Here is a 26,420-nt window from a genome sequence, read left to right on the forward strand (position 1 = left end):
AGATCAGATAACATTTGATCCCTCCTATTACGAACTCTTGTCCTGATTATACCGGAACAAGAGTTGGCTTTTTTTAATCAATAAATATAAAAAAAGACCCTGCCAAATACCTCATGCTAGGACGAAGACGATAGCGACAGCAATATTAATAGTACGTTTTTTCATCAAATCACTTCAAAAAGTTTTGATTTTTAACTCCCTTTTTGTCTCAGGTCATGAAATTTTCGGGGATGAGGAAGATTTGTAGCAGTCAGCCTGTTCTTTCATACAGATGATTTTTCAAAATCCTGACAAAAAAACAGGAGCCCTGACCATCAACGGTCGGGTTCCTGTTTGTCATGCAATTCTATGTGGAGATATCCCACTTCTGAAATGAGGCAATCGTACACTTTCCGCTCACAAAGGCGCGAATGCCCGTTGATTCCAGTCCGGGATACACCCTTCCTGTGAGGACGTATTCACCGTCGCCGATGAATATTTCCACCGAGCTTTTATCGACAAAAACCCGAAGCTCCAGACGGCCCTCGTGTAAGCCCACGGGCACTCTTCTCTCTCCGCCCGGTCCGATACCTGCACGCTCACGGTTGAAACGGAACAGACCGTCATCGGGACGGTACGACAGTACAGTCTCCTCTTCGCTGCCCACCCGCAGTTTCAAGCCGAATTCATCGGTGTTACCGGCTTCGAACTCAAATACGGCCTTCAGTTCGTAGCTATCTCCGCCCGTCTCTATAATCTGCTCGCCTGTCAGTAAGATATCCCGCTGCTCGAACAGATTGGATCGGTAATTCTTTACTTCTTCAAGCGGACGGAACAGCAGCCTGCCGCGGTCGATAACCGCTTCCCGCGGAAGACTCATCGCACCAGCCCAATGGTGTCCCTGCTGGGTCGGCATCTCCGACTCCCACATGTCCATCCATCCGATGACGATACGCCGCCCTTTATCATCCAAGGTTGACTGCGGGGCATAGAAATCGAATCCGTGATCCACCTGAGCATACCGCTCTGCCGTAAATGTTCCGGCCGCGGAATTGAAATCACCAATACCGTACATGGTGGAATGCAGATTGCGGTAAGCTTCCCCCTGGGCAGGCATCCGCTGCGGGGACAGCATAAATACGTGCCGGCCGCCAAGCGGAAACAGATCCGGGCACTCCCAATTATCGCCGAAGCGTCCGTCACTCACGGCCAGTACATTGACATACGTCCAGCTTCTCAGGTCTTCAGAACGGTAGAGTAGTGCAAGCCCGTTCCCTTTGGCATCATTAGAACCGAGAACGGCGTAATATTGATCTTCGTGCCTGAACACCTTAGGGTCACGGAAGTCTTTGCGGCTGACCGTGTCCGGTATGGCGTCATAACCGATGACCGGGTTGCCCTCCCACTTTTCGAACGTTACCCCATCTTCCGATACTGCGATTCCCTGCGACTGCTTGTAATCTTGATCCTTGTCGGGCCCGGTTACAACATGTCCAGTATACATCAGAACAAGCTTTCCGTCCTGCTCAACTGCACTGCCAGAGAAGCAGCCGTCCCGGTCGAACTCACCATCCGGAGCCAAAGCGACCGGCAGATAATCCCACTTCATAAGATCACGGCTGACTGCGTGTCCCCAGTGCATCGGCCCCCATACCGGTTTATACGGGTAATGTTGATAGAACAAGTGATACTGCCCGTTATATTGAATGAAACCATTCGGATCGTTCATCCAGCCGAATTCAGCCATTAAGTGGTAGTTCAGCCGATAATCCGGCCGAAGCATATGCTTCGATTGGGAAATAAATTGATCTGCACTCTCTCTCGTATACGCTCTACTCTGTATGATAAGGCATCCTCCCTCTGCAGTTATTTAATCGAACCTTGCATAACACCCTGAATAATATATTTCTGTGCGAACAGATAGATGATAATGATCGGAAATATCGTTAGTACCAAACTTGCCATTAACGGACCGTAATCCACTGTATAGGTTCCGTAAAAGTTGTACGTGGACAACGGAAGTGTCCTTTGCTCCGGGTCGACCAGAATGAGGGAAGGCAGCAGAAAATCATTCCAGACCCACAGCACATTGAGAATGGAAATGGTGGCTGTCGTGGGCATCAGTACCGGAAACACAATTCGGTAGAATGTCTGAATTCGCGTGCAGCCGTCAATCAGCGCCGCTTCCTCCAGTTCCTTCGGAATGCTCTTCACGAATCCATGATAAATGAAGACGGCCAGCGAGCTGCCAAAACCGATGTACATGTAAATCAGCGACCACTTGCTGTTCAGCAGATCAAGTGAGCCGTAAATTTTCACCAATGGAATCATGATGGCCTGGAACGGAATGATCATGGAAGCAACCATCAGCATAAACGTATATTGATTGAACTTGGTGTTGTTTCTGACAAAATAATGAGCCGTCATCGCCGCGAATAGTGAGATAAACAAGACACTTAACACCGTTATGACCAATGAGTTGGCGAAGGCATCGATGTAATTCATTTTATCGAACGCATTCATATAATTGACCATATTGAAGCTCTCTGGAAGCGATAACGGGTTCGAGGTGATGGCTATGTTTTCCTTGAACGAATTGATCAGCAGAAAAACGAACGGTACGATGAACAATATGAGCACGACTGTCAGCACAATGAATTTGATCACGGAGGAAGCGGCTTTTTTGCTTGTCATTACGCCTCCACCTCCAATTTCTTACTAAAATAAACCTGGAGCAGGGTGATGAGAGCAACCATCAGGAAAAGCACGAATGCTTCCGCCTGCCCCACACCATAATCACGGGAAAGGAATGCCTTTTCATACACATGCATCGACACCATTTGAGTACTGCTGAACGGCCCGCCTTTCGTGAGCGCGAGATTCACGTCATAGACCATAAATCCGCGCTGCAGGGACAAAAATATACATACGATGAAAGAAGGAACCATCAAGGGCAGCACCATTTTCCGCAGTCTGATCCAACTGTTCGCCCCATCAATGCTTGCGGCCTCCATAATATCATTCGGCACACCGGTCAATCCCGCGATGTAAATGACCATCATGTAACCCGCGTTCTGCCACACGGTTACAATCACAAGTGCCCAGAACGCTTTGTCGGGATCAGCCAGCCAAGTCGTGCTGAACGACTGAATGCCGGCATGTTGTCCCAAATAGACAAGCACGTTGTTGAAGATGAACTGCCAGATAAAACCGAGTACAATGCCGCCGACAAGGTTGGGCAGGAAAAATCCCGCCCGGAAAATACTCTGTCCCTTTAAACCTTTTATCAGCACATACGCAAGCATAAAAGCGATAACATTGATAAGAACAACGGTATAAAACACATACTCGAGCGTCAAGCCGAACGATTTCCAAAACTCAATATCCCGAAAAACAGCCAGGTAGTTTTGGACGCCAACCAGCGATAGTGTCGTGGAAATACCATCCCAGTTTGTGAACGTCAGATAGATGCCGTACAAAAATGGAATGATCATTACCGTTATGAAGGCAAACAAGGTTGGTCCGGTAAACAGCAGCCGTGACCGCAACCGGTTCCATACTCCTTTTTCCGCAATCATGATGATCCCTCTCTTTATTCCGGATTTCTCTCTCTATTCCGGGTGATTTGAAAATAACCTTATTTCGCGGTTTTCCAGTAGTCTTCGATTTCTTTGACCAGTGTTGCGCGGTCGCCCTGTTTCGCCAGATATTTTTGCATGGAAGATCCTGTCTTGGACCAGTGGTCGGCAGGCAGCGTGCTCATCGACTGCTCTGACTTGCCTTTTGCGATATAATCCTGGATGGACTTACCAAGCGGATCGGCCGCAGGCAGTGTAATATTTTTGAACGCCGGGATAATGTTTGCTTTGTTCACGAGGAAATCCTGGCCTTTCTTCTCATAGACGATCCAGTTCAGGAACTTCTTCGCCGCCTCTTGCTGTTCCGGAGTAGTCTTCTCCTTGTCAATGACAATGCGTTTGGATACGGCGGACGAAATTTCCTGATTGCCGTAGTCATTGGCATTATTGCTGATCGGTACAGGCAGGAAACCATATTTTTTGTTAGCGGTATCAAAACTGCTGATTTGCGGCCATGCCCAGTTGCCCATGAACCAAATGCCGACTTCACCTTTGCCGAGCAGCTCCGGTCCGCGTTCATAAGCTCCTGCCAGCGGGGAAGCCTGGTCGATATTGTATTTCATCATGAGGTCGAATGTATCCATAAGTCCGTTAAATACCGGATTGTTAGCCAAGTCAGTCTGGCCCGCTTTCAGTGACGCCATGAATTTGTCCACTTCAGCCATGTCTTTGTTCTGGCCTGCATAAGCAAGAGGCAAATAATGAGCGCCCAGGGACCAGTCCATTGGTGAAATTACCAGTGCTTTCTTTCCGGATGTCTCGATTTGCTGAAACAGTTTTTCAAGGTCATTTCGGGTTTTAATTGTGGCGGGATCAAAGCTTCCGCCTACTGCTTTATCAACAACGGCTTTGTTGTAAATGAATCCGTAGCCTTCAACAGCCAGCGGAAACGCGTAATTTTTACCGTCAAATGTCGTAGCTGTGGTAGCATTTTCAACAGTGTCCTCGTTCCACTTTTCTCCGTTCAGATCGAGGATACGGTCCTTGAATTTCTCGACATCGCCTGTATCCAGCATGATCATGGTCGGCGGATTACCGGATGCATACAATGCGGAGGCACGCTCAAAAGGCGATCCTCCGGTCGGAACCGGCTGAATTTCAACCGTAATGCCCGGATTGTCTTCCTGGAACGCTTTGGCGGCATCCTCCAACTGTGGAAGGATTTCACCTTTGGAGTTCAAAAACGTAATTTTCACATTTTCCGAATCCGCTGATCCCCCTCCAGAAGTCGAATTACCTTCTCCTCCGGAGCCGCCACATGCGGACACCACCATAACCAAAAGAAGCAGCATTACCATCCATTGAACTCTTTTGAATTTCCTCATTGTTGTCATCCCCTTATTTCTATAATGGCTCTGAACATTTGAATAAAACGCTTACAAACGGATTATATGTCAAAGATTTGACTTATGTCAATCGTTTGACTTATTAAACCTTTAACATGTACTATAAAAAATCCGTCCCCCTTGTTAGAGGAACGGATTTCATTCAAGTCGTTGCACGCTCAATCAGTTCAACAGGCAGCAGATTGGCAGGTTGTACCTGCTCCCCCTCCGCCTGCTTGCGAATCAGCTCGACCGCCAGTCTGCCGATGTCTGCAATCGGCTGTCTTACCGATGTAAGTTCCGGCGTCAGCCAGGAAGCTGCGCTTACATCATCGAAGCCTACAATACGCACATTCTCCGGCACATGCCTTCCGGCGCGGATATATTCTTTCAACGCGAAAGCGGCAATAATATCGCTCGTTGCGAACACCCCATCGACATCCGGATGTTCATGAACAAGCTTCGAGATGATCCGCTCGTACTCCTTCTGGTCGAACACATTCAAGTTCGTTTGAACGATCACATGCTGGACACTATGCCTGCCCACGACATCCCGGAATGCTTCGGTCCGTTCATTAGACAGCATATTCAGCTCAAGATTTCCGCATATATGCGCAATTTTCCGGCAGCCCTTGCGAATGAGCAGCTCCGTGGCCAGCTCGCCTCCGCGATAATTGTCCGAAGATATGTACGGAATATACGGGTCAATCTTCCTGTCAAACGTTACAATCGGTGAATTCAAATGCCGGTACTCTTCTACTTCCAATGTATGGCTACCCATAATGATGCCATCTACCCGGTTCCGCTTCAGCATTTCGATATACACTTTTTCCTTCACAGGATCCATATGCGAGTTGCACAGCAGGACCTTGCAGTCATGCTGATAGGCATAATACTCGACCTGATTGGCAAGCTCACTGAAGAAAGGATGCGAGACATTGGGTATAATAAGGCCAATAATATTGGACTTCTTGCGTAGCAGAGATCTTGCTATTTCATTCGGCTGATAATTAAGCTCCTCCATCGTGTCGAACACTTTTTTGCGTGTAGTTTCGCTGATATATCCCCGGTTATTCATTACACGGGATACTGTAGTGACCGACACGCCCGCTTTTAATGCCACATCGTGAATTGTCGCCATATTAACCTCTTCCCGCACAAAATACATACATACAAACTATACCTTCTCCTCACCATTCCGACAACCTTACATAACGGATGGTCTCATAAATAGTCATACATATTTCACCTCAAACAGTGATTCCTATTAGAATTCGTGATTTTGTTACTCAAGTCCTTTATCACAACTAGCTTGCCCATTAGTTCAATTATGGAATGATTTCGTCTGTAAGTTGGCAGACCACGATGGCCTGCCGAATGCTTCGTCGACTGCTAAAATAGGCTTCTGTATTTATTATCATACTAATAAATAGTGGTTGGGCCGTTCTTCAATGTCTCTATTTCAGAGAGGCAATAAGAGATATTAAGTTCATATACTTCCCGTCATCAGCATTCAGCAGTGCAATATTGTCACGTGCATAATCGTTGTCACACTGAAGCCATTCATACCAAGCTTTCGAGAAGCAATTCATTTCTCTTACCGATTCAACATAAACATTTGGCGACTGTCCCCATAATTTCCCCCACCATTCGCAAGTATGCCAATGGATATCGAACTCACTAGGTGACAAGAACGGCTGCAATTCCACAGGTACAGCCCCATCAAACTCCTTCTTCACCCCTGGCATCGCTATAGCGAATATACCTCCTTTCTTGACTAGCGGTGTTAAATGACAGTCTAAGTATTGTTCATTTGCTCCAAAATATTGATACGCATCTACGCTAATGACGGCATCGAAGTATTTGTTTGCAAAAGGCAAGCTACAGGCATCTGCATGAATAGGAATAATTCGGCTTTCCAGACCGAAATCTCTAAATCTTCGATAGTTTTCGGTTGCACTAATCCATAAATCGGTAGCAAACACCGTTACGCCAAACTTTTGCGCCAGAAAGATAGAAGTAAGCCCGGTCCCGCAGCCCAAATCCAGCACTCGCATTCCATTTTGCAAAGGCAAATTTTTCGTTAGCTCCTCGATCATAACAATCGAACTAGGCCCCATTAAATGTGCTCTAATGAAATCTACATCATCTAGATCTCGACCGATCATGTCCATAGCCCCCCTACTTTCCTCCGTTGTTTATTTAACCTTACATTTAAACGTAATATTTCCAATAAAGCAATTCTTCATCTTTGTGAACAATTTGGAATCCTAACTTCAACAACACATTCTTAGAGCTGATATTGTCAGGTTCACATCTCGCTGTTATGCGTTGGACTTCATCGTGATTTAAGGCCCATTCTATTAATTTTTGAGCAGCTTCAAAGCAATAACCTTTGCGGCGATGACTTTCATTCGTTGCAAAACCGATTTCAATCATACCGTCCCGATCAGGATCCCCTAAAAAACCAATCCCCCCAATAATTTCTCGGGTATCCATCGCCACAATGATCCAGGAGTCAAATCCTTTAGTACCATTATTTTTGATCAAAAGTTCTCGAAAATAAGGTAAAGCTTCAAAAAAATCAGGACCCGGCCATTCACCGTTGGTTTTGTAACCCAATGTTTCAATAGCACGAGTATCACGCCGAGCTGCTGCCTCGATTAAATTTAGATCAAGTGTTTTTAAAATGAGCCGATTCGTTTGAAGTTTCATATATTGTCCACCTTTCTTGTTGAGGAATAGCATACGCAGGTCTATCTTCCATCCCCCCTTTGCAGATAATAAGAAAAGGGCAGGAATGAACATACGTCATCCCTGCCCTTATATAGCCTGTTGTATGCGCCCACAAAAAAATAACCGTGCTGAACCAGCACGGATGTGGACTCGTTATAACAGGCATCCCTAAGGATCTGGTTATATCCGTTGATCTCAACTAATTCCGAAGCTTTCAAAACCCTACCCGTATTTACCAAATTGGGCAGACGGGTAGTGCAAGTATGAAAACCTCTTTTATGGAATTGGATTAGTTAAGAACAGCTCCAGACAAAAAAATCTCTCCTTAGTGAATTATCCATTATTATAACTGGGAAAATTTTATCTGCCAATCCTTTACCATGTCTTTGGTTTACTTGATACACCTCGATTTCAGGTTATAAAGAAACAAATTTATTCGAACTATCCTGCCTGTTAGTGTAGTAACCGGGATTCATTTGGATCATACGAGACAAGTCCCAAAAATATGAGCATATGTTTTAAGTTTTAAGCCCCTCACTTCCTCATAGAGCTGAAAAGAGATGTAAACAACAAAAAAACCCTTGCTACGCAAGAGTTTTTGAGGAAATGGGCCCTGAGGGACTCGAACCCCCGACCAATCGGTTATGAGCCGACCGCTCTAACCAACTGAGCTAAGGGCCCTCAAAAAAACATGTATATTCACGTTACATATTCATAACAGCAACGTTAATTAATATACAACATTTTCTTGTGTTTCGTCAATAGTCTTTCGAAAATTTTCTTTTTAAAATTTATTTTCGTGGACTTACGGAATAAATCGGACACCATAACGACCTTTGCGCGAGCGGTACACCTCCACTGCGCGGGGATCATTGTAGCCATACATCCAGCCGTCGTGCTCCAACCTTTTTGCCAGACATCCTGCCTGAAATTTAGTCGTGTACAGTCTGCCATAGTAAATCCAATACATCCGAGCTCCCTCTTTTCACATGATGGTAGGAGTTAGTGTAACCGGATCGAATTCGATTTACACGGCCTGAGCCATAACAATCTACAATGGTTAGCATCGAGTACGAATCGCTCTAATCATTAGCTCTGTTGGCCCCTATAGCTTATCTTATTTGCCAAAGGAAGCTGGGTCCTGACGCCAGGAACGCAGCAGTTCCATCTCTTCTTCCTGAATGGTTCCTTCACGCAAGGCAACATTCATCAGGGCTGTATAATTGGACAAGCTTTGCAGCTCCACACCTGCTTCTTCAAAGGCTTGAGTCGCTTTATCTAGCTGGTAGCTGAAAATAGCCAGTACCGCTAACGGCTGAGCGCCTGCTTGCTCTACAGCCTGTGCTGCTTTAATGGAACTGCCCCCGGTAGAGATGAGATCCTCGATAACCATAACCTTTTGTCCTGCACTGATTCGGCCTTCGATTTGGTTCTCTTTCCCATGTCCTTTGGCTTTGTCCCTTATATAGGCCATCGGCAGATTTAGCTTTTGCGCCACCCAAGCAGCATGAGGAATCCCTGCTGTAGCTGTGCCAGCAATGACCTCGGTTTCGGGGTATTGCTCGCGGATGAGAGCCGCAAACGAGTCTGCGATCAGTTCACGTACCTCCGGGTAGGACATGGTCAGGCGATTGTCACAGTAGATAGGTGATTTAATGCCGGATGTCCATGTAAAAGGCTGCTGCGGGCGCAGCGCCACTGCCTGAATACGTAACAAATGGGATGCGATTTGCTCGGGTATATTCTTTAATGTGGTCATACTTGTGTCATCTCCTCAATAATGTGTTCCGCTGCGGCGCGTGGGTCTGGTGCTGCGGTGATAGGCCGTCCAACGACAATGTAACTGCTGCCTTGGGCAATGGCTTGCCCAGGTGTAAGCACACGCGACTGATCGCCTGTAGCGCTGCCTGCCGGACGTATCCCAGGGGTTATGGTCTTAAAGTCCGACCCGCATACAGCGCGGATCGCAGGCACTTCCAAAGGGGACGCCACTACCCCGTTCAATCCCGCCTCACGGGTTAGTTGTGCGTAGCGAACGACGACATCCTGTACCGTACCCGGAATGCCTAATTCCGTGTTCATGGTCGTCTGATCCGTGCTGGTCAGCTGTGTGACTGCAATAATGAGCGGCATGGCAAGCGAGCTGTCTGCAGAAACAGCAGCTTCGGCCCCAGCCTTGGCGGCGGACATCATACTGCGGCCACCAGCGGCATGTACGTTGAACATATCCACACCTAAGCGGGTAATACTCTCCGCACCGCCCCGCACCGTATTAGGGATATCATGCATTTTCAAATCCAGAAATACGGAGTATCCTCTCGACTTTAGCTGTTCTACAAAAGCCGGCCCTGCGCTATAAAACAGCTGCATACCTACTTTTATATAACAGGGAATCCCCTCTAGCTGCCGAATTAACTGCTCCGCCTGCTGCGCATCCGGGTAATCTAATGCGACCATCAGCCTTCCTGCCATCTGTCGAAATGCTTCGTTCACCGTTCTACATCCCCTTTTCACGTCAATTCGGGTACATTTGCCCGTGATAAAGGACATCCGTCAGCCGAAGCTGATGAATGCCCTTTCCTGTATTACTTATTTCCTCACATCTATTCGTAACGCATTAGTTGCTCAGGACCGGCATGGATTCGGATGTGAAATTGATCGTTTCCAGCATTCTTAGCAAAGCGCGTACTGTATCCAGTGAGGTCATGCAGACGATACCATTCTCAACCGCTTCGCGGCGGATACGGAATCCATCACGCTCTGGCGTTTTGCCTTTGGTCAGCGTATTGAAGACAAAGTTGGCTTCACCCGTACGGATCATATCCAGGATATTCGGGTTCCCTTCGCTCAGCTTGTTGATCGTGTTCACTGGAATGTTGGCTTGCTCCATAGCAGCCGCTGTTCCACCTGTTGCAATAATTTTATAGCCCAGTCTGTAAAAGCCCTGCATCAACTCGACAGCTTCTTCTTTGTCCTTATCTGCCACTGTAATGATGATCGCTCCAGTGGATGGAATTTTCATGCCAGCCCCCACAAGTCCTTTGTACAGGGCTTTGGCATACTGAATATCGCGTCCCATGACTTCACCTGTCGATTTCATTTCCGGGCCCAGTGTCGGCTCTACACGGCGCAGTTTGGCAAAGGAGAATACCGGAACCTTAACCGAGACATAATTACTTTCAGGCCAAAGACCTTCTGAATAACCTGCATCTTTAAGCTTACCGCCCAAAATAGCCTGCGTGGCCAGATTCGCCATCGGGATATTTGTTACTTTACTCAAGAAAGGGACCGTCCGCGAGGAGCGAGGGTTAACCTCGATCACGTAAACCTCATCTTGATGAATAACAAACTGGATATTTACCAGACCGATCGTTTTCAATTCCTTAGCGATGCTGATTGTAATTTCCACAATTTTTTGTTTCAACTTGGCAGACAAGTGCTGTGGTGGATATACCGCGATAGAGTCACCTGAGTGAACTCCCGCCCGTTCTACATGCTCCATAATGCCTGGTACCAATACTGTCTCGCCGTCGCAGATGGCGTCGACCTCAACTTCTTTACCCAGCATATAACGGTCGATGAGCACCGGATGCTCTGGGTTGATTTTAACCGCTTCTTCCATGTACCGCAGCAATTCCGTATCTGAGTACACGATTTCCATAGCGCGCCCGCCCAGAACGTAGGATGGACGTACCAGGACCGGATAGCCTAGCGCCTGTGCAGTTCCTACTGCTTCATCTACCGATGTGACCGTGTTGCCTTTAGGCTGTGCGATAGCCAGACGAGACAAAAGTTGTTCGAACTTTTTCCGGTCTTCCGCTTCATCGATACTTTCCAGACTCGTGCCCAAAATATTCACGCCTGCCGCACTCAGCGGAGCTGCGAGATTAATGGCCGTTTGACCACCGAACTGGACGATAACCCCAATCGGTTTTTCCTGCTCGATGACATTCATTACATCTTCGAAGAAGAGCGGTTCAAAGTAGAGGCGGTCGGATGTGTTAAAGTCCGTAGATACCGTCTCCGGGTTGTTATTGATAATCACTGCTTCGTAGCCCGCTTTTTGAATAGCCCATACCGCATGTACGGTGGAGTAATCAAATTCAATCCCTTGCCCGATCCGAATCGGTCCGGAGCCGAGTACGATAACTTTCTCTTTGCTAGATGGAATCACTTCATTTTCCACCTCGTAAGAGGAGTAGTAGTACGGAGTTGTGGCTTCAAACTCGGCTGCGCACGTATCTACCATTTTGTAGACCGGACGCAAGTTTTGAGCTAGACGGAATTCACGTACCTCACGCTCGGTTGTCATACTGTCGTTTTGGCCCATACTGCGAATCTCAGCGATAGAGCGGTCGGTAAAGCCTTTACGTTTGGCCTGGTAGAGTGTCTCGTAGGTCAGCTCAGACTCTTCAGCGATTTTGGCTTCGAACTTGACGATCCCCTCTACCTTGTCGAGAAACCACCAGTCAATTTTCGTTAAGTCCTGAATCTCCTGCTGCTGCCAGCCACGACGGAACGCCTCGGCTACCAAGAACAACCGCTCATCGTCTGCTTTAATCAGGCGATCCTTGAGCACATCATCAGACAGCTGTTCGGCTCCCTTAAGATGTAGACGGTGTACACCGATTTCCAACGACCGTACCGCTTTATGGATGGACTCTTCGAATGTACGTCCGATGGCCATGACTTCACCCGTTGCTTTCATTTGCGTGCCCAGCTTGCGGTTGGCAGAAATGAATTTGTCAAATGGCCAGCGTGGTATTTTGCTCACGATGTAATCCAGTGTCGGCTCAAAGCAGGCATACGTTTGTCCTGTTACCGGGTTCACGATTTCATCCAGTGTATAGCCCAGCGCGATTTTGGCAGCCATTTTGGCAATTGGATATCCGGTTGCCTTCGAAGCCAGCGCTGAGGAACGACTCACCCGCGGATTTACCTCAATAACATAGTATTGATAGCTGTGCGGATCAAGCGCAAACTGTACATTACAGCCGCCTTCGATATTGAGGGCGCGGATAATTTTCAGGGAAGCGGAGCGCAGCATCTGGTACTCGCGATCTGACAGCGTCTGACTCGGCGCTACGACGATGCTGTCACCAGTATGCACGCCAACCGGATCAAAGTTCTCCATATTGCAGACAACGATGCAGTTATCATTGCCGTCACGCATGACCTCATACTCGACTTCCTTCATACCTGCGATACTTTTTTCCACCAAACATTGTCCGATTGGACTGTATCGCAAGCCGGAGCTGACGGTTTCACGCAGTTCTTCTTCAGTGGCGCAGATACCACCGCCCGTCCCCCCTAGCGTATAAGCTGGGCGAACGATAATTGGATAACCGATTTCGTTAGCAAAATCCACTGATTCTTCCAATGTTGTTACAATTACACTTTCCGGTACAGGCTGTTCCAACTCGCGCATCAAATCGCGGAACAAATCACGGTCTTCGGCTTTTTCTATCGAATTCAGTTGAGTTCCCAGCAGCTTGACGTTTTCACGCTCCAGCACTCCGGCGCGAGCCAGTTCCACTGCCATATTCAGACCTGTCTGTCCTCCCAGCGTAGGAAGCAAACCATCCGGACGCTCTTGACGGATAATCTGTGTTACAAAATCAAGTGTGATAGGCTCGATGTATACTTTGTCTGCCATATTGGTGTCTGTCATGATGGTTGCCGGATTACTGTTGATCAGTACTACCTCGACGCCTTCTTCTTTGAGCGCTTGACAAGCTTGTGTACCAGCATAATCGAATTCCGCTGCCTGACCAATGACGATAGGACCGGAACCGATCACGAGTATTTTTTTAAGTTCTGTATTTTTCGGCATATTAGCGCTCTCCTCTCACTGCGGCGGCGATAGCAGCCTGACGCGGTTGCTTTGGATGATTTCTTTTGTGCTCACGGATCATATCCAGAAAGCGGTCAAACAAGTAGCCATTATCATAAGGTCCTGGTGCAGCCTCCGGATGATATTGCACCGAAAACGCGGGATACTTGGTATGTTTAAGACCTTCAATCGTTTTATCGTTGTTATTAATATGCGTCACTTCAAGCTCGGTACCTTGGATTGAATCCTCATTCACCGTGTAGCCGTGATTTTGTGATGTGATGAAGCAGCGTCCGCTCTCCAGTTCTTTCACCGGATGGTTACCACCGCGATGTCCGAATTTCAACTTCTCCGTATCCGCTCCCGAAGCTAAAGCAAACAACTGGTGTCCCAAGCAAATTCCGAAAATCGGGTATTCCCCTAGCAGTTCAGCCACCGTGCGAACGGCATGTGGTACGTCTTTCGGATCTCCAGGGCCATTGGACAGCTGGATACCGTCCGGGTCCAAGCGGCGAATTTCCTCAGCCGTCGTATCATGTGGAACGACAACCACGTCGCAGTCCCGTTTATTCAGTTCGCGCAAGATGCCGCTTTTGGCACCATAGTCAATCAATACGATCCGCTCTCCGTTGCCAGGACTGCTGAACGGATGAGGTGTGGAAGTCAAAGGAACCTGATTGCGCAGTTCTTCAATGGTCATGTCAGACATCATTTCTTTTAGTTCTTCCAGCGGTTGGGAACCAGTCGTTAAAATGCCCTTCATCGTGCCGTGATGGCGAATAATCCGGGTAAGCATGCGGGTGTCGATGTCGCTAATGCCAATGATGCCATATTCCTTCAGCAAATCGCCCACGCTGTATTGAGCACGCCAGTTACTTGGCGCCGGCTCGTAATGTCGAACAGCAAAGCCGTGAACATAAGGCCGTACCGATTCAAAGTCATCACGAGTAATTCCGTAATTGCCAATCAGCGGGTAAGTCATCGTTACGATTTGTCCGCAATAAGAGGGATCAGTCAGCACCTCTTGATAGCCTGTAATCCCTGTGTTGAAAACGACCTCGCCTGTTTTTTCACCTTCTGCACCAAATGATGTACCTGTAAACAGCGTGCCGTCCTGAAGTAACAATCTTGCCTGCATCCCGTCTCACTCCTCTATATTGTTTCCTGCTATAAGGTTCTATTTTTAAAGTGGTTTGTATTTACTTTGCTTCGTCAGCAGACCATACCAGTTTGCCGTCTACCCAAGTTTTCACGGGCCAGCCTTTGAGCTTCCAGCCTGTAAAAGGAGTGTTGCGTCCTTTGCTGGCAAACGTTTGCGGATCAACTGCCTGCTCCTGCTCCAGATCAATCATGGTCAGGTCGGCGGGAGCTCCTTCTTCCAAGCGTCCCGTGTCAAGGCGGAAGACACGCGCTGGATCAGCCGTCATACGGCGCACCAGAAAGTCCAGCGTCCATTGTCCGGTAGCTACGAATTTCGTGTACAACAGCGGGAAGGCCGTCTCAAATCCAACGATTCCGAATGGCGCCAGTTCCATACCTTTTGCCTTCTCTTCCTCGCTGTGTGCTGCATGGTCAGTTACGATGATGTCAATCGTACCGTCCTCCAGTCCCTCGATGCATGCCTGCACATCACGTGGGGAGCGTAGCGGAGGATTCATTTTCCAGTTCGCATCCAGCCCAGGAATGTCCTCATCTGACAATACCAAGTGATGCGGGCATACCTCAGCAGTTACCTTAATGCCAAAAGATTTCGCATGGCGAATCAAACGCACTGATTGCTCCGTGCTGACATGGCATACATGATAGTGTGCCCCGGTTGCCTCGGATAGTAGAATGTCACGTCCGACGTGGATCGCCTCGGATTCGTTCGGTATGCCTTTGAGCCCGTGACGCTTGGCAAATTCGCCGTCTGTCACCGCTGCTCCTTCAACAAGCGTGTTATCTTCGCAGTGCGCAATAACCGGCATATCCAGCGCTTTGGCCCGTGACATGGCATCCTTCATCATTTGTGCACTCTGCACCCCGACGCCGTCGTCAGTAAAGCCGATTGCACCTGCTGCTTTGAGCGCTTCAAAATCTGTCAACTCACGTCCCAGTTCGTTTTTCGTAATGGCTGCGTAAGGAAGAACCTTGGCAAGCCCCGCTTCCTGCCCCTTTTTCAGTACCAGCTGAACCGTGTCTACATTGTCCGTCACCGGGCGTGTGTTTGGCATACAGGCAATCGTGGTAAATCCACCTTTAACCGCTGCGCGGCTGCCCGTTTCAATCGTTTCTTTATATTCAAAGCCAGGTTCTCTCAGATGCACATGCATGTCGATTAAACCGGGGATGACCAGCTTTCCCTGGGCGTCGATTTTTTCGACTTCGCGTTCCTGACCCGATGCCCCTTCTTCCATAAGTAGGCTAACTCCAGCATCCGCATTTGCGATAGCCAAAATTTTTCCGTCGGCGATTAGGATGGATTTCAACTCAACCTCGCCCTGCTCGTTCAATACGCTTGCATTCATAATTAATTGTTTCATCTGAAATATTCCTCCGCTCAGTTTTCTGCAACTTTTTCCTACGATCTGCTGACAGCTTCTACAGCTTCATTGCCCGTTCCATAACCGCCATGCGAATCGGAACCCCGTTTGCCATTTGCGGAAAAATTCGCGATTGTTCGCTTTCTACAACTGTACTATCGATTTCCACATTCCGATTCACTGGAGCCGGATGCATGATAATCGTTCCAGGCTTCAAGTTCGCTGCTCTTTCCTCTGTCAAACCGTACTGCTCCCGGTACTCATCCGCTGAGCGCAACATCCCTTCGGCATGCCGTTCCAGCTGTACCCGAAGCATCATGACCACGTCCGCCTGCAATGCCTCTTGCATCGATACATAAGGCGCGTACGCGGCAAGATCAGGTGCCTGCATATTATCCGGTGCGCAGAAGCTAACCTTGGCTCCGAATTTTTGCAAGGCCCACAGATTCGAGCGAGCTACACGGCTGTGCAGAATGTCTCCTATGATGGATACTCTCAAGCCTTTAAGCTCACCGAAAGTTTTGCGCATGGTGTATAGGTCCAGCAGAGCCTGCGTTGGATGCTCATTGTTGCCGTCCCCCGCATTAACTAGTGGGACACTGACCTTCTCAGCGAGCTCTTGCAGCACTCCGGCTGGCTTTAACCGGATGACTCCAGCATCAATGCCCATGGATTCGAGCGTACGTACTGTATCGTAAATGGACTCCCCTTTTTCTACACTGGAAGCCGCAGCGGAAAAGTTCAAAACCTGAGCTCCCAGCCGTTTCTCTGCCATTTCAAAAGAAAAGCGGGTGCGAGTGCTGTTTTCAAAAAACATGTTGGCTGCAAAGCGTGATTGCAGTACTGGAACCAGCTTTTCCGGCTGAGATTCCCAATAATGTGCGCGATCCAGAATGGACTCGATTTCATTTCGGCTAAGTTCCTTTAACCCGAGCAGGCTACGTTCTTTAAGTTGACTGGCTGTTGTGATCATACCTGTTCCCCCCGGTTCTGAATGATCGTCACTTCGTCCTTACCGTCCGTCTCCTGAAGCGCAACTACGATTTCCTCAGATTTGGAGGTCGGGATGTTCTTGCCGATGTAATCTGGACGAATCGGAAGCTCACGGTGTCCACGATCCGCTAGCACTGCCAGCTGAATCATTTGCGGTCGTCCGCAGTGCATCAATGCATCCATCGCCGCGCGGATGGTGCGGCCTGTGTACAGCACATCGTCAAAGAGAATGACTTTCTTATCATGAACCGATACGTCAGCAGGATTCATCAAAAGCTCTTTTCCATTTCCTTTTGCCTCGGCAACGCTGCTCCGATCATCCCGGTAGGCTGTGACATCCAGCTCTCCCCATGGAATTGGTGCGCCTTCAATCTCAGCAATTTTTTCAGCCAGACGCTGCGCCAGATGAACTCCGCGTGTTCGAATACCTACTAGCACACAATCGTCAATACCTTTGTTTTTCTCCAAAATTTCATGCGCAATCCGCGTCAATGCCCGACGAATCGCAATTTCATCCATCAGTACATGTGTTTCATTACTCATGCTTCCAGCCTCCTCAGGTGATGTTCCCTTCAGACCTGGTCCCGTGTTCGGATACAAAAAAGACTCCTTGCCCAAGTTTGGCAAGGAGTCTCGTATGAACAGTCTTCTACTGTTCTCCGATCTCTCGGACACACTGAAGACATACCGCCGCAGCGGATGCACTGATCAGTGATCCATTCACGTTACCTTGCCAGCCTCACGGGACTGATTTAAAGGTGCTATTCAGGATTTCCTCTGTCCTGCTTCTCATAGTGTGAGATGGTAAGCCATCTCTTGGACAAAGTTCATCGCAACTACAAGAAGTATGACAGATTGAAAATCGCGTGTCAACACCCGTTCAACCGGAACCACCGGAAGCACTCTAATAATTATACAACTTCATTGTATAATTATCCATAGTTGTTTTTCCCCATTCCTTGTCCCACAATAAAAAAACCGCCATTTAGGCGGTTTTACTTAATAATTTATTCAGGTTTGTGAATAGGAATGCAGATCATCATTGTTTTAGCGACTACGCAACGATGCCAACACGTCCTCCATATCAGGAGGGATCGGTCTGTTGAATTCCATGTACTCTCCAGTGGATGGATGCTTAAAGCCCAGTACCGCCGCATGCAGCGCCTGACCATCCATACGAACCCCTTTGCTGCGCCCATACATAGGGTCACCAACCAATGGGTGCCCAATAAATTTCATGTGGACACGAATTTGATGCGTGCGTCCTGTCTCCAATTGAAGTTCCAGCAGCGTATAATCGCCCAAACGTTCAATCACAAGAAAATGAGTAACTGCATGCTTGCTGTTGCGTTCCGTCACCGTGAACAATTTACGGTCACCCGAATCACGGCCGATCGGAGCATCTACGGTTCCCTGATCGTGGCTCAAATGACCGTGGACTAACGCTATATATTTCCGAGTCACACTATGGTCCTTAAGCTGCGCTGCAAGTGATGCGTGAGCCTGATCATTTTTAGCCGCCATCAGCAGTCCTGATGTATCCTTATCAATACGGTGAACAATACCAGGACGTAATTCACCGTTAATGCCGGAAAGATCATGACAGTGGTACATCAGTGCGTTGACCAGTGTTCCCGAGGAATGTCCCGGTGCAGGATGCACGACCAAACCACGCTGCTTGTTAATGACAATAACGTCCGAGTCCTCATAAACGACATCCAACGGAATATTTTCCGGTATAATATCTACACTTTCTGGCTCCGGTACCGATAATACAATACGATCTCCTTCAACCAGCTTGTAGTTCGCCTTGATCGCCGTACCGTTCACCAGCACGCGACCATTCCCGATCCACAGCTGTATCTGAGAACGAGACACTTCCTTCATTTCTTCGGCGATATATTTGTCTATACGCGTTTTGGCATCCCCGGAATCCGCTGTCCATTCCAGGAATTCACCCTCCAGTTCGTCCTCATAAGACAGACCTGCGGCTTCGCCGTTTTCATTCACTTCGTTCATGCTATGACTTCCCTTCAATGCTATCATTGCCATTCCCTTTTTCCCGACGCGATTCCAATAATGTATCCAAAATAATCAGTGCTACACCGATGACAATCGCCGAATCTGCCACATTAAAAATCGGGAATGTATAGCTTCCAAAATTGAATTGCGCAAAATCAACCACTTCCCCTGAAATAGCCCGATCCAAAAAGTTACCGACCGCTCCCCCAAGCACCAAACTTAGCGCAACAGGAAGTAGTTTTTGCCCAGCCTTGACTGTTTTTCGCAAGTACCATACGATACCGATCACCACTACAATTGTAATCACGATAAAAAGCCAACGTTGGCCTTCCAAAATCCCAAAAGCGGCTCCACGATTACGATGGGAGGTGATTAAAAAGAAATTGCCGATGACTGGTATTTGCTCGTACAATTCCATCCGCGTAGCCACCAAATATTTGACTCCCTGATCAATCAAAAAAATAATTAGCGCAATACCAAAATAAATCACAGTCCATCGTCACTCCGATCTGCTTATATCCGTTGTCGAACCCATTTATTGTAGCATAAGCCTTCTTAGATCGTCCACGAAACCCACCAGCATCGGGTACAGTTTATGAACGAAATCAGCTCCGTCGCATTTGATCAGAATTTCCTATGTAAAAGAGGCCTTCCCGGTGCAAACTATAAGGAGCATACCCGAAACAACGTATACGCATGTTAAACCTAGAAATAAGGAGAGGATTCCATGTCCCATTTGACGGAGCAACAATTACAGGGATTGCGTAACGAATTGCTGGAACGCAAAAAGGAGATTGAGCATCGTTTGCAAGGCAACGAACATTACGGACTCGGCGATTCTCAACGCGACCAAACCGGCGAGCTTTCCCCTATTGATAATCATCCGGGCGATCTGGCTACCGAAACGTACGAGCGAGCCAAGGATATTTCCTTACTGGAGCACGACGAATTTCAATTAGAACGTATTGAATCAGCCTTACTGGCGATGGATAAGGGTACTTATGGTATTTGTGTAACCAGTGGTAAACCTATCCCTTATGAACGACTGCTGGCTGTTCCGTATACCATCTACTGCAAAGAGTATAGCCCTGAAACGGAAGTGTCTAATCGACGCCCGGTCGAAGAAGAATTTCTGGCTCCTGCATTTGGCAGAACAAGTCTTGATGAGCGTGATGATCAAAATGGCTTTGATGGTGAAGATGCCTGGCAAATCGTTGAGAGCTGGGGAACATCTAACACTCCAGCTATGGCTGAAAGTCGCGAAATTCACCGCTACGACGATATGGAAATTGAAGCAGGCGATGATAATATGGGCTTCGTAGAACCCTACGAAAGCTTTATCGCTACTGACATCTATGGAAAAAATGTATCTGTTGTCCGCAGTTCCATTTATCAGCGTTATTTGGAAGATGGTGAGGGTGAAGGTCTGCTGGAGCCGGATACGCACGAAGACGAATCGTAAACCCAGTCTTAACAGTGAAAGACCCGTGGCTAGTAGGTATTCAGCTCCAATTGTCGCTGTACGATCCGGACAATATCAGCAATATAATCACCGATAATCGGCAAATTCAACGCTCCGAGCACTTGCAGCACATAAATAATGGTAGCGGCAAAAAAAGTAAAACCTAGCGCGACGCCGATTCCACGGGAAACACCTGATATTAGATTTAGCCAGAGTAATCGCCAAGGCTTATTCAGCAGCAATGCATAATCAGCAATCCGTGTGCGTTCCATCTGCTCTGAAACAGTGCGTACCATCTTTTCCACACGGCTTAGCTGCTCTGCCTGATTACCTATTTTGCTTTTATCTAAGGCTATGGCAGCCTCTTCTCCGTTCATCCCTCGGAGACTCCTCCCCTGTCTACGCCTTGATCGTGCCGTCATATGCACAATCCTCCTTTTCCCATGGCTGCCCTGAACGCAGCAAACGAGCCGAAGCACGTAACGGAGAAAACCCGTTTTCGATGCTTAGGCTCGTTTTTATATGCTGCCTGTTATTGTATTATGGGACAGGGGACTTGTAATTATTCCCCAATATGAACGCCAATGGCTTTACCGTTCACTTCCACATGTTCTGCCGGTTCAACTTGACCAAAAGTCACGGTGGTTACCAATACGTTCTCACGCAACACAGAGTCGAAACTTACGATTGCCTGACGTAACTCGTTATCTACATCCAACGTCAATGCCACATACTTTTCAATCGGCAGATCCAGTTTTTTACGATAGTCCTGTACCGCGCGAACCACTTCACGTACCCAGCCCTCTTGCTCCAGCTCTGGCGTAATGTCTGTGTTCAACGCTACCGTTAAGCCATAACCGGAAGCAGAAGCGAAGCCTTCTTTCGCTTTTTTCTCCACCAGCAATTCTTCGGCCGTAACTTGCAGTTCTTCACCTTCTGGAGAAGCGACGTTTAACACTCCTTTTTCTACAACAGAACGGGTATCCTCAGCAGACATTCCCTTGAAAAAGTTTTGTAGGAAACCGACATTTTTGCCGTATTTCTTGCCTGCTACTTTCAAATTCAGTTTCAGTGTAAAATCTACAAAGCCGCTATCGTCCGTCTCAACATGAATATGCTTCACGTTAATCTCATCTTTGATGATTTCCTCATAACCACTCAGTTCAAAGTCCTGATCCATGGACAGAATCAATTCGGACAACGGTTGACGCGTTTTCAGACCCGTCTCGTTGCGGACGTTACGCGCCAATTCGACGACACGGCGTGCCGTTTCCATATCTCGTTCCAGTTCCAAATCGATCAAGGACTCATTGGCAGTCGGATAATCATCCAGATGAACACTTTCCCCGTTGCTCAGGTTGAGGTAAATATCCTCTGCAAGCAGTGGTGTAAACGGCGCAAGTAGTTTGGCAGTCGTTAACACCACTTCGGTCAGTGTACGGTATGCATCCAGCTTATCTTCTGTAAGACCATTGCCCCAGAATCGGTCGCGTGAACGACGGATATACCAGTTGCTCAGCTCATCCACAAACGACTCAATCGCTTTGGATGAGTTCAGGAAGTCATTTACAGCCAGCGCTTTGTCCACTACCAAAATCAGGCTGTTCAGACGGGACAAAATCCAACGATCCAACTTATGAGCCGATGGTTTGAACGGATGCTGTGCCGGATCAAATCCGTCGATATCCGCATACAAGGTCAGAAAAGCGTGTGTATTGACAAGCGTATCCACCAGCTTCGATTTAGCCTCACCTACAATGCCTTTGGAAAAACGTTTGCTATTCCATGGTGCACTATCTGACAGTAATGCCCAGCGGAAAGCATCTGTACCGTACTCGTCAATCACTTCCCACGGATCAATAACATTACCCTTGGATTTGGACATTTTCTGCCCCTGCTCATCCAGTACATGGCCTGTCGCCATGACAGCTTTATAAGGAGCTTTGCCAGTCAGCATAGTCGAAACCGCAAGCAAGCTATAGAACCAGCCACGAGTCTGGTCAATCCCTTCACAGATCATATCTGCCGGAAATTGCTGCTCGAACGTTTCATTATTTTCAAAAGGATAATGATGCTGTGCAAACGGCATGGAGCCACTATCGAACCATACGTCGATTACTTCCGGTGTACGAGTCATTTCGTATTTACCGCATTGACTACGAACCTTAATATCATCTACATATGGTTTGTGCAGCTCGATGTCCGCTGGTACATCGCCAATCGCACGTTCCCTCAATTCAGCAATACTATGTGGAGCGAACTGTTCTCCAGTTTCTTCACAAACCCAGATGTTTAGCGGTGTACCCCAATAGCGATCACGACTGATGTTCCAATCCACCAGTTCCTCCAAAAACTTGCCAAAACGTCCTTCACGTATATGCCCCGGGTACCATTCGACTTCGCTGTTGTTGGCAATCAATTGATCCTTGATCGCAGTTGTTTTGATAAACCAGCTGTCCATAGCATAGTACAATAATGGAGTATCGCAGCGCCAGCAGAACGGATAGCTATGCTCGTATTTTTCCTTGCTGTACAGCAAGCCTTTTTCGGACAGCATTTTAACAATGTCTACATCACAGTCTTTTACAAAACGGCCTGCAAAATCAGTGATTTCCTCTACATAGTTACCTTGAAGATCCACCACGTTGATGAACTCAACACCATTTTCACGACATACCCGGTAATCATCCTCACCATGCGCCGGAGCCATATGAACGATACCTGTACCGCTGGAGTCTGTTACGAACTTCGCACCCAGAATCTGATTACCCTTCTCAACCTGGAAATACGTAAATGGCGGAGTATAGGTTTGGCCAACCAGTTCCGAACCGGATAACGTGCCAATCACTTCATGATCGCCTTTAATTACGTCCTCAACAAGATTTTTAGCAACGATGTATACACCGTCTTCCTGCTTCACACGTGCATATTCCAGTTCAGGGTTGACGGCGAGCGCCACGTGACTCGGCAAGGTCCAAGGTGTTGTCGTCCAAGCCAGTACATATTCACCACTGCTATGCAGCTTGAATTTGGCCGTGGCACTCAGATCCTTCACATCTTTGTAGCCCTGCGCTACTTCATGGGAACTTAGTGTTGTCTGACAATCCGGGCAATACGGACTCACACGATGACCACGATACAGCAGATCTTTTTCATGAATCGTCGCCAAAATGTTCCATACGCTCTCGATATATTTATTATCCAGTGTAATGTACGGGTTATCGAGGTCTGTCCAGTATCCGATCGCTTCGGTTAGATCACGCCATTGTTGCTCGTACTCAAACACGCTCGCCTTACATTTTTTAATAAACTTCTCAACGCCGTATTCTTCAATTTCAGGTTTGTGGGAGATCCCCAGTTGCTTTTGCACACCCAATTCTACCGGCAAGCCATGCGTGTCCCAACCCGCCTTACGTACGACGCGGTATCCCTTCATTGTCTGATAACGGCCGACGAAATCCTTAATTACACGACCCAGCACGTGGCCGATATGCGGTTTACCGTTAGCTGTTGGTGGGCCCTCATAAAACACAAAATTTGGCTTTCCCTCACGATTTGTGATGGATTTACGGAATGTGTCCTCCTGTTTCCATTTGCTCAGGATACGCAGGTCACGAGCCCTTGCTTTTTCTTTAACATCCACTCTGTTCATAATGTCATACTCCCTCTCTGCTCATCATAGATTTCGCTAGCGTTTCCTAAAAAAAGCAACAAAAAAAGCCCCGTCCCTGTAAAGGGACGAGACTGTGCTCGCGTTACCACCCTGATTCCGTAAACAGACCATTCTAAAAAAAACGGTCTCGTCACGGCACTCTGAGCCCCACTCAACTACAGCAGGGCGCCATTATAACGCATGGCAAACGGTGATTGCTTACACACGCCGTAAAATCAAGCGCTTCAGCTCACTTCTCCGGGAGGATCTTCGGTCATGTTCTGAACGTTGGCTTGCACCGGAAGGCCAACTCTCTGAGGGACAAATCATGACGTACTCGTTCCCATCAACGAATTAAACATGTTAAATTCATCGAGATATTAAATCAGCAATATCGCGCCTTGAATCACAACCATTAGCCGACGGACGGATAATCGTTGAATTCAGTATATTATTTACAGTTATAGCCTGTTTAAAGATAAAAGTCAACCCTAACAGCGCCTAATAACGCTTGTCAGAAATGACAATTAGTAAATTTCTTTCATTTCACGCTCGCGCTCCAGCACTTCACGTTCCCGGTTTTCAAGTGCTTCCCAGCCATCTTGGCTTAACAAGTCAAGCTGTGCTTCCACCAGTGTACGAAACCGTGCTCGGTAGATTGAAGCCTGCTTCTTCAGTTCTTCAACCTCCAACGCGATTTTGCGGGATTTGGATAATGCTTCATTCACAATACGATCCGCATTTTTTTCCGCTTCCTTCACGATCAGTTGAGATTCTTTCTTGGCATTGTTACGAACTTCATCAGCCGCTTCCTGCGCCACGATAATTGTCTTACTCAACGTATCCTCAATCGTCGCGAAATGATCGAGCTTCTCCTGTACGTTCAACAACTGGGTGCTCAGTTCTTTATTTTCACGAATAACGCCCTCGTAATCCTTGATCACCTGATCCAAAAATTCATTAACCTGATCTTCATCATAACCGCGAAGCCGGCGGGCAAATTCCTTGTTATGTATATCCAATGGCGTTAATGGCATGCCGTCCACCTCCTATAAGATTGACAAAAAATACATTTCCGCGTCACGACGCTCACTATCATCTATCGGTCATCATACCCCGTTTTGTGAATACTGTACAGAGCAAAATCGTTCCAGTTCTTCGCTTTAGCTTAATTCTTTCGACAGAAAGCTCGTGAATCCTGCCTACTGCTATACAAACTTACCAATTTTGACACGGAATCTTCCCTTTTTTGTCATTCCGTCTGTTTCAAGCACTTTGAAACGCCCAAATCCCTGCATGGAAATAACGTCCCCAGCCTTAAGTGGAGTGGATGGATTCTCCTCCACCTTCCAATTTACCCGACACCGTCCCGCCCGAATCGGTGTTAATATTTTACTGCGGCTCAGCTTGTACACGTCGCTGGCAATACCGTCCAGACGCAAAGAAGCCACCGTTAGGTCCAACGCCTCTAATGCAACTTCCTTCGTTCGCAGACTCGCTACAGGCAACAGTTCTGTCCATACATGAACACGATGTACCTGCTGCAAATGCATCGTCATAAAATCACCGATCTCTGAAGCTACCAATACATGGCACCCGTCATCCAGCACGTGAATGTCCCCGATTTTTCCACGCTTGATTCCAAGCCCCAATAGGGCACCCAAATAATCGCCGTGCTCAAGGGTATCTATTTTTTGATCGTCAGAAGTGATGGAAAGGACCTGAATCCCCATCTCCTCACCGTCCAAATACGAATAATCGGGCGCAATCAGCGCCCGCTTTCGTTCCGAAGCCGTATATCCGCCATCTACTCTAATCGTGACCTTGTCTTCCTTCGAAGCAAGTGTCTCCAATATGTACTGTTGGCGCGGGTCTAAAAAATCAGTCAGCTTCTGCTCATGATAAGCTCCCGCATGACTGATCCATTCGGAAGCGCGATCCACATAATCCCGTTCATCCGGGTGAAAATGCTCATAAATCTCAGTTCGCATAACTCCTCCTAGACGAAATTACCGATTAAAGAAATCAAACCGTACGACGCAAAACGCAGAGCAATCAGCGCAACGATGGGTGAAATATCAATCATCCCGAAGATTGGCGGTATAAACCTGCGAAAAGGAGACAAATACGGCTCCACAAACTTGGCAAGTAAATCACCGATCACACTCTCTCTGGCATTAGGAAGCCATGACAGCAGAACATATGCAATGATCATGTACGAATAAATCTGAAATAGCCAGTAAATTACCTCGATCAAG

Annotated in this window: 23 protein-coding genes, 1 tRNA gene and 1 other annotated feature; of the genes, 1 reads left to right on the forward strand and 23 read right to left on the reverse strand. The window is 47.6% G+C overall.

Going from position 1 to position 26,420, the window contains the following annotated elements; genetic code table 11:
• Nucleotides 1-346: 346 nt before the first annotated feature.
• The 18 genes from AC6EJC_RS03905 to lspA all read right to left on the reverse strand — a co-directional run bounded on the left by AC6EJC_RS03905 (nucleotide 347) and on the right by lspA (nucleotide 19,538).
• Entirely contained in the window at nucleotides 347-1,762 is a 1,416-nt protein-coding gene (locus AC6EJC_RS03905; protein ID WP_444952820.1) for a glycoside hydrolase family 32 protein, read from the reverse strand.
• 83 nt (nucleotides 1,763-1,845) lie between these two features.
• Nucleotides 1,846-2,673, reverse strand: coding sequence for a carbohydrate ABC transporter permease (locus tag AC6EJC_RS03910; protein ID WP_444952821.1), 828 nt, complete (start codon nucleotides 2,671-2,673; stop codon nucleotides 1,846-1,848).
• On the reverse strand, nucleotides 2,673-3,557 hold the full coding sequence (locus AC6EJC_RS03915; RefSeq protein WP_444952822.1) for a carbohydrate ABC transporter permease: 885 nt from the start codon (nucleotides 3,555-3,557) through the stop codon (nucleotides 2,673-2,675). The genes AC6EJC_RS03910 and AC6EJC_RS03915 overlap by 1 nt, the downstream gene beginning before the upstream one ends.
• 59 nt (nucleotides 3,558-3,616) lie before the next feature.
• Entirely contained in the window at nucleotides 3,617-4,942 is a 1,326-nt protein-coding gene (locus AC6EJC_RS03920) for an ABC transporter substrate-binding protein (RefSeq protein ID WP_444952823.1), read from the reverse strand.
• 163 nt (nucleotides 4,943-5,105) lie between these two features.
• Complete coding sequence (locus AC6EJC_RS03925) at nucleotides 5,106-6,110, reverse strand: LacI family DNA-binding transcriptional regulator (RefSeq protein WP_444952824.1); 1,005 nt, start codon at nucleotides 6,108-6,110, stop codon at nucleotides 5,106-5,108.
• A gap of 289 nt (nucleotides 6,111-6,399) precedes the next feature.
• On the reverse strand, nucleotides 6,400-7,110 hold the full coding sequence (locus AC6EJC_RS03930) for an SAM-dependent methyltransferase (RefSeq protein WP_444952825.1): 711 nt from the start codon (nucleotides 7,108-7,110) through the stop codon (nucleotides 6,400-6,402).
• 46 nt (nucleotides 7,111-7,156) lie between these two features.
• On the reverse strand, nucleotides 7,157-7,657 hold the full coding sequence (locus AC6EJC_RS03935) for a GNAT family N-acetyltransferase (RefSeq protein ID WP_444952826.1): 501 nt from the start codon (nucleotides 7,655-7,657) through the stop codon (nucleotides 7,157-7,159).
• A 628-nt stretch (nucleotides 7,658-8,285) separates the two neighbouring features.
• Nucleotides 8,286-8,359, reverse strand: a tRNA-Ile gene (locus tag AC6EJC_RS03940).
• Between the two features lie 124 nt (nucleotides 8,360-8,483).
• Nucleotides 8,484-8,648: a hypothetical protein gene (locus AC6EJC_RS03945; protein ID WP_014282411.1), complete on the reverse strand. Its 165-nt coding sequence runs from the start codon at nucleotides 8,646-8,648 to the stop codon at nucleotides 8,484-8,486.
• Between the two features lie 147 nt (nucleotides 8,649-8,795).
• A complete protein-coding gene (gene pyrE, locus AC6EJC_RS03950) occupies nucleotides 8,796-9,437 on the reverse strand; it encodes an orotate phosphoribosyltransferase (protein WP_444952827.1) in 642 nt (213 codons plus the stop codon).
• Complete coding sequence (gene pyrF, locus AC6EJC_RS03955) at nucleotides 9,434-10,228, reverse strand: orotidine-5'-phosphate decarboxylase (protein ID WP_444952828.1); 795 nt, start codon at nucleotides 10,226-10,228, stop codon at nucleotides 9,434-9,436. Before pyrF ends, pyrE begins: the two co-directional genes overlap by 4 nt.
• Before the next feature lie 67 nt (nucleotides 10,229-10,295).
• Nucleotides 10,296-13,511 (reverse strand): carbamoyl-phosphate synthase large subunit, encoded by a 3,216-nt coding sequence (gene carB, locus AC6EJC_RS03960; protein WP_444952829.1) that lies wholly within the window; start codon nucleotides 13,509-13,511, stop codon nucleotides 10,296-10,298.
• A 1-nt stretch (nucleotide 13,512) separates the two neighbouring features.
• A complete protein-coding gene (gene carA, locus AC6EJC_RS03965; RefSeq protein ID WP_444952830.1) occupies nucleotides 13,513-14,649 on the reverse strand; it encodes a glutamine-hydrolyzing carbamoyl-phosphate synthase small subunit in 1,137 nt (378 codons plus the stop codon).
• Nucleotides 14,650-14,710: 61 nt separating this feature from the next.
• Nucleotides 14,711-16,033 (reverse strand): dihydroorotase, encoded by a 1,323-nt coding sequence (gene pyrC, locus AC6EJC_RS03970; RefSeq protein ID WP_444952831.1) that lies wholly within the window; start codon nucleotides 16,031-16,033, stop codon nucleotides 14,711-14,713.
• Between the two features lie 58 nt (nucleotides 16,034-16,091).
• Nucleotides 16,092-17,006: an aspartate carbamoyltransferase catalytic subunit gene (locus AC6EJC_RS03975; RefSeq protein WP_444952832.1), complete on the reverse strand. Its 915-nt coding sequence runs from the start codon at nucleotides 17,004-17,006 to the stop codon at nucleotides 16,092-16,094.
• Complete coding sequence (gene pyrR / locus AC6EJC_RS03980) at nucleotides 17,003-17,569, reverse strand: bifunctional pyr operon transcriptional regulator/uracil phosphoribosyltransferase PyrR (protein WP_444952833.1); 567 nt, start codon at nucleotides 17,567-17,569, stop codon at nucleotides 17,003-17,005. Before pyrR ends, AC6EJC_RS03975 begins: the two co-directional genes overlap by 4 nt.
• 504 nt (nucleotides 17,570-18,073) lie before the next feature.
• Nucleotides 18,074-19,045, reverse strand: a complete 972-nt coding sequence (locus AC6EJC_RS03985; RefSeq protein ID WP_444952834.1) for an RluA family pseudouridine synthase — start codon at nucleotides 19,043-19,045, stop codon at nucleotides 18,074-18,076.
• Between the two features lies 1 nt (nucleotide 19,046).
• A complete protein-coding gene (gene lspA, locus AC6EJC_RS03990) occupies nucleotides 19,047-19,538 on the reverse strand; it encodes a signal peptidase II (RefSeq protein ID WP_023989430.1) in 492 nt (163 codons plus the stop codon).
• 237 nt (nucleotides 19,539-19,775) lie between these two features.
• On the opposite strand from lspA, the gene AC6EJC_RS03995 reads away from it, so the two are divergent.
• A complete protein-coding gene (locus AC6EJC_RS03995; RefSeq protein ID WP_444952835.1) occupies nucleotides 19,776-20,510 on the forward strand; it encodes a TraR/DksA C4-type zinc finger protein in 735 nt (244 codons plus the stop codon).
• 29 nt (nucleotides 20,511-20,539) lie between these two features.
• Here AC6EJC_RS03995 and AC6EJC_RS04000 read toward each other — a convergent pair whose 3' ends face one another.
• The 5 genes from AC6EJC_RS04000 to AC6EJC_RS04020 all read right to left on the reverse strand — a co-directional run bounded on the left by AC6EJC_RS04000 (nucleotide 20,540) and on the right by AC6EJC_RS04020 (nucleotide 26,419).
• Nucleotides 20,540-20,932, reverse strand: coding sequence for a DUF5665 domain-containing protein (locus AC6EJC_RS04000; RefSeq protein WP_444952836.1), 393 nt, complete (start codon nucleotides 20,930-20,932; stop codon nucleotides 20,540-20,542).
• Nucleotides 20,933-21,072: 140 nt separating this feature from the next.
• Nucleotides 21,073-24,162, reverse strand: coding sequence for an isoleucine--tRNA ligase (gene ileS / locus AC6EJC_RS04005; protein ID WP_444952837.1), 3,090 nt, complete (start codon nucleotides 24,160-24,162; stop codon nucleotides 21,073-21,075).
• 79 nt (nucleotides 24,163-24,241) lie between these two features.
• Nucleotides 24,242-24,521, reverse strand: a binding site (T-box leader).
• Nucleotides 24,522-24,689: 168 nt separating this feature from the next.
• Complete coding sequence (locus AC6EJC_RS04010) at nucleotides 24,690-25,199, reverse strand: DivIVA domain-containing protein (protein ID WP_013311075.1); 510 nt, start codon at nucleotides 25,197-25,199, stop codon at nucleotides 24,690-24,692.
• A gap of 171 nt (nucleotides 25,200-25,370) precedes the next feature.
• Nucleotides 25,371-26,153, reverse strand: coding sequence for a YlmH family RNA-binding protein (locus AC6EJC_RS04015; RefSeq protein WP_444952838.1), 783 nt, complete (start codon nucleotides 26,151-26,153; stop codon nucleotides 25,371-25,373).
• Between the two features lie 8 nt (nucleotides 26,154-26,161).
• The gene (locus AC6EJC_RS04020; protein WP_023989436.1) at nucleotides 26,162-26,419 is read right to left on the reverse strand and encodes a YggT family protein; all 258 of its coding nucleotides are present in this window, start codon (nucleotides 26,417-26,419) and stop codon (nucleotides 26,162-26,164) included.
• Nucleotide 26,420: the final 1 nt, after the last annotated feature.

This window comes from Paenibacillus sp. TY11, from assembly GCF_059772165.1.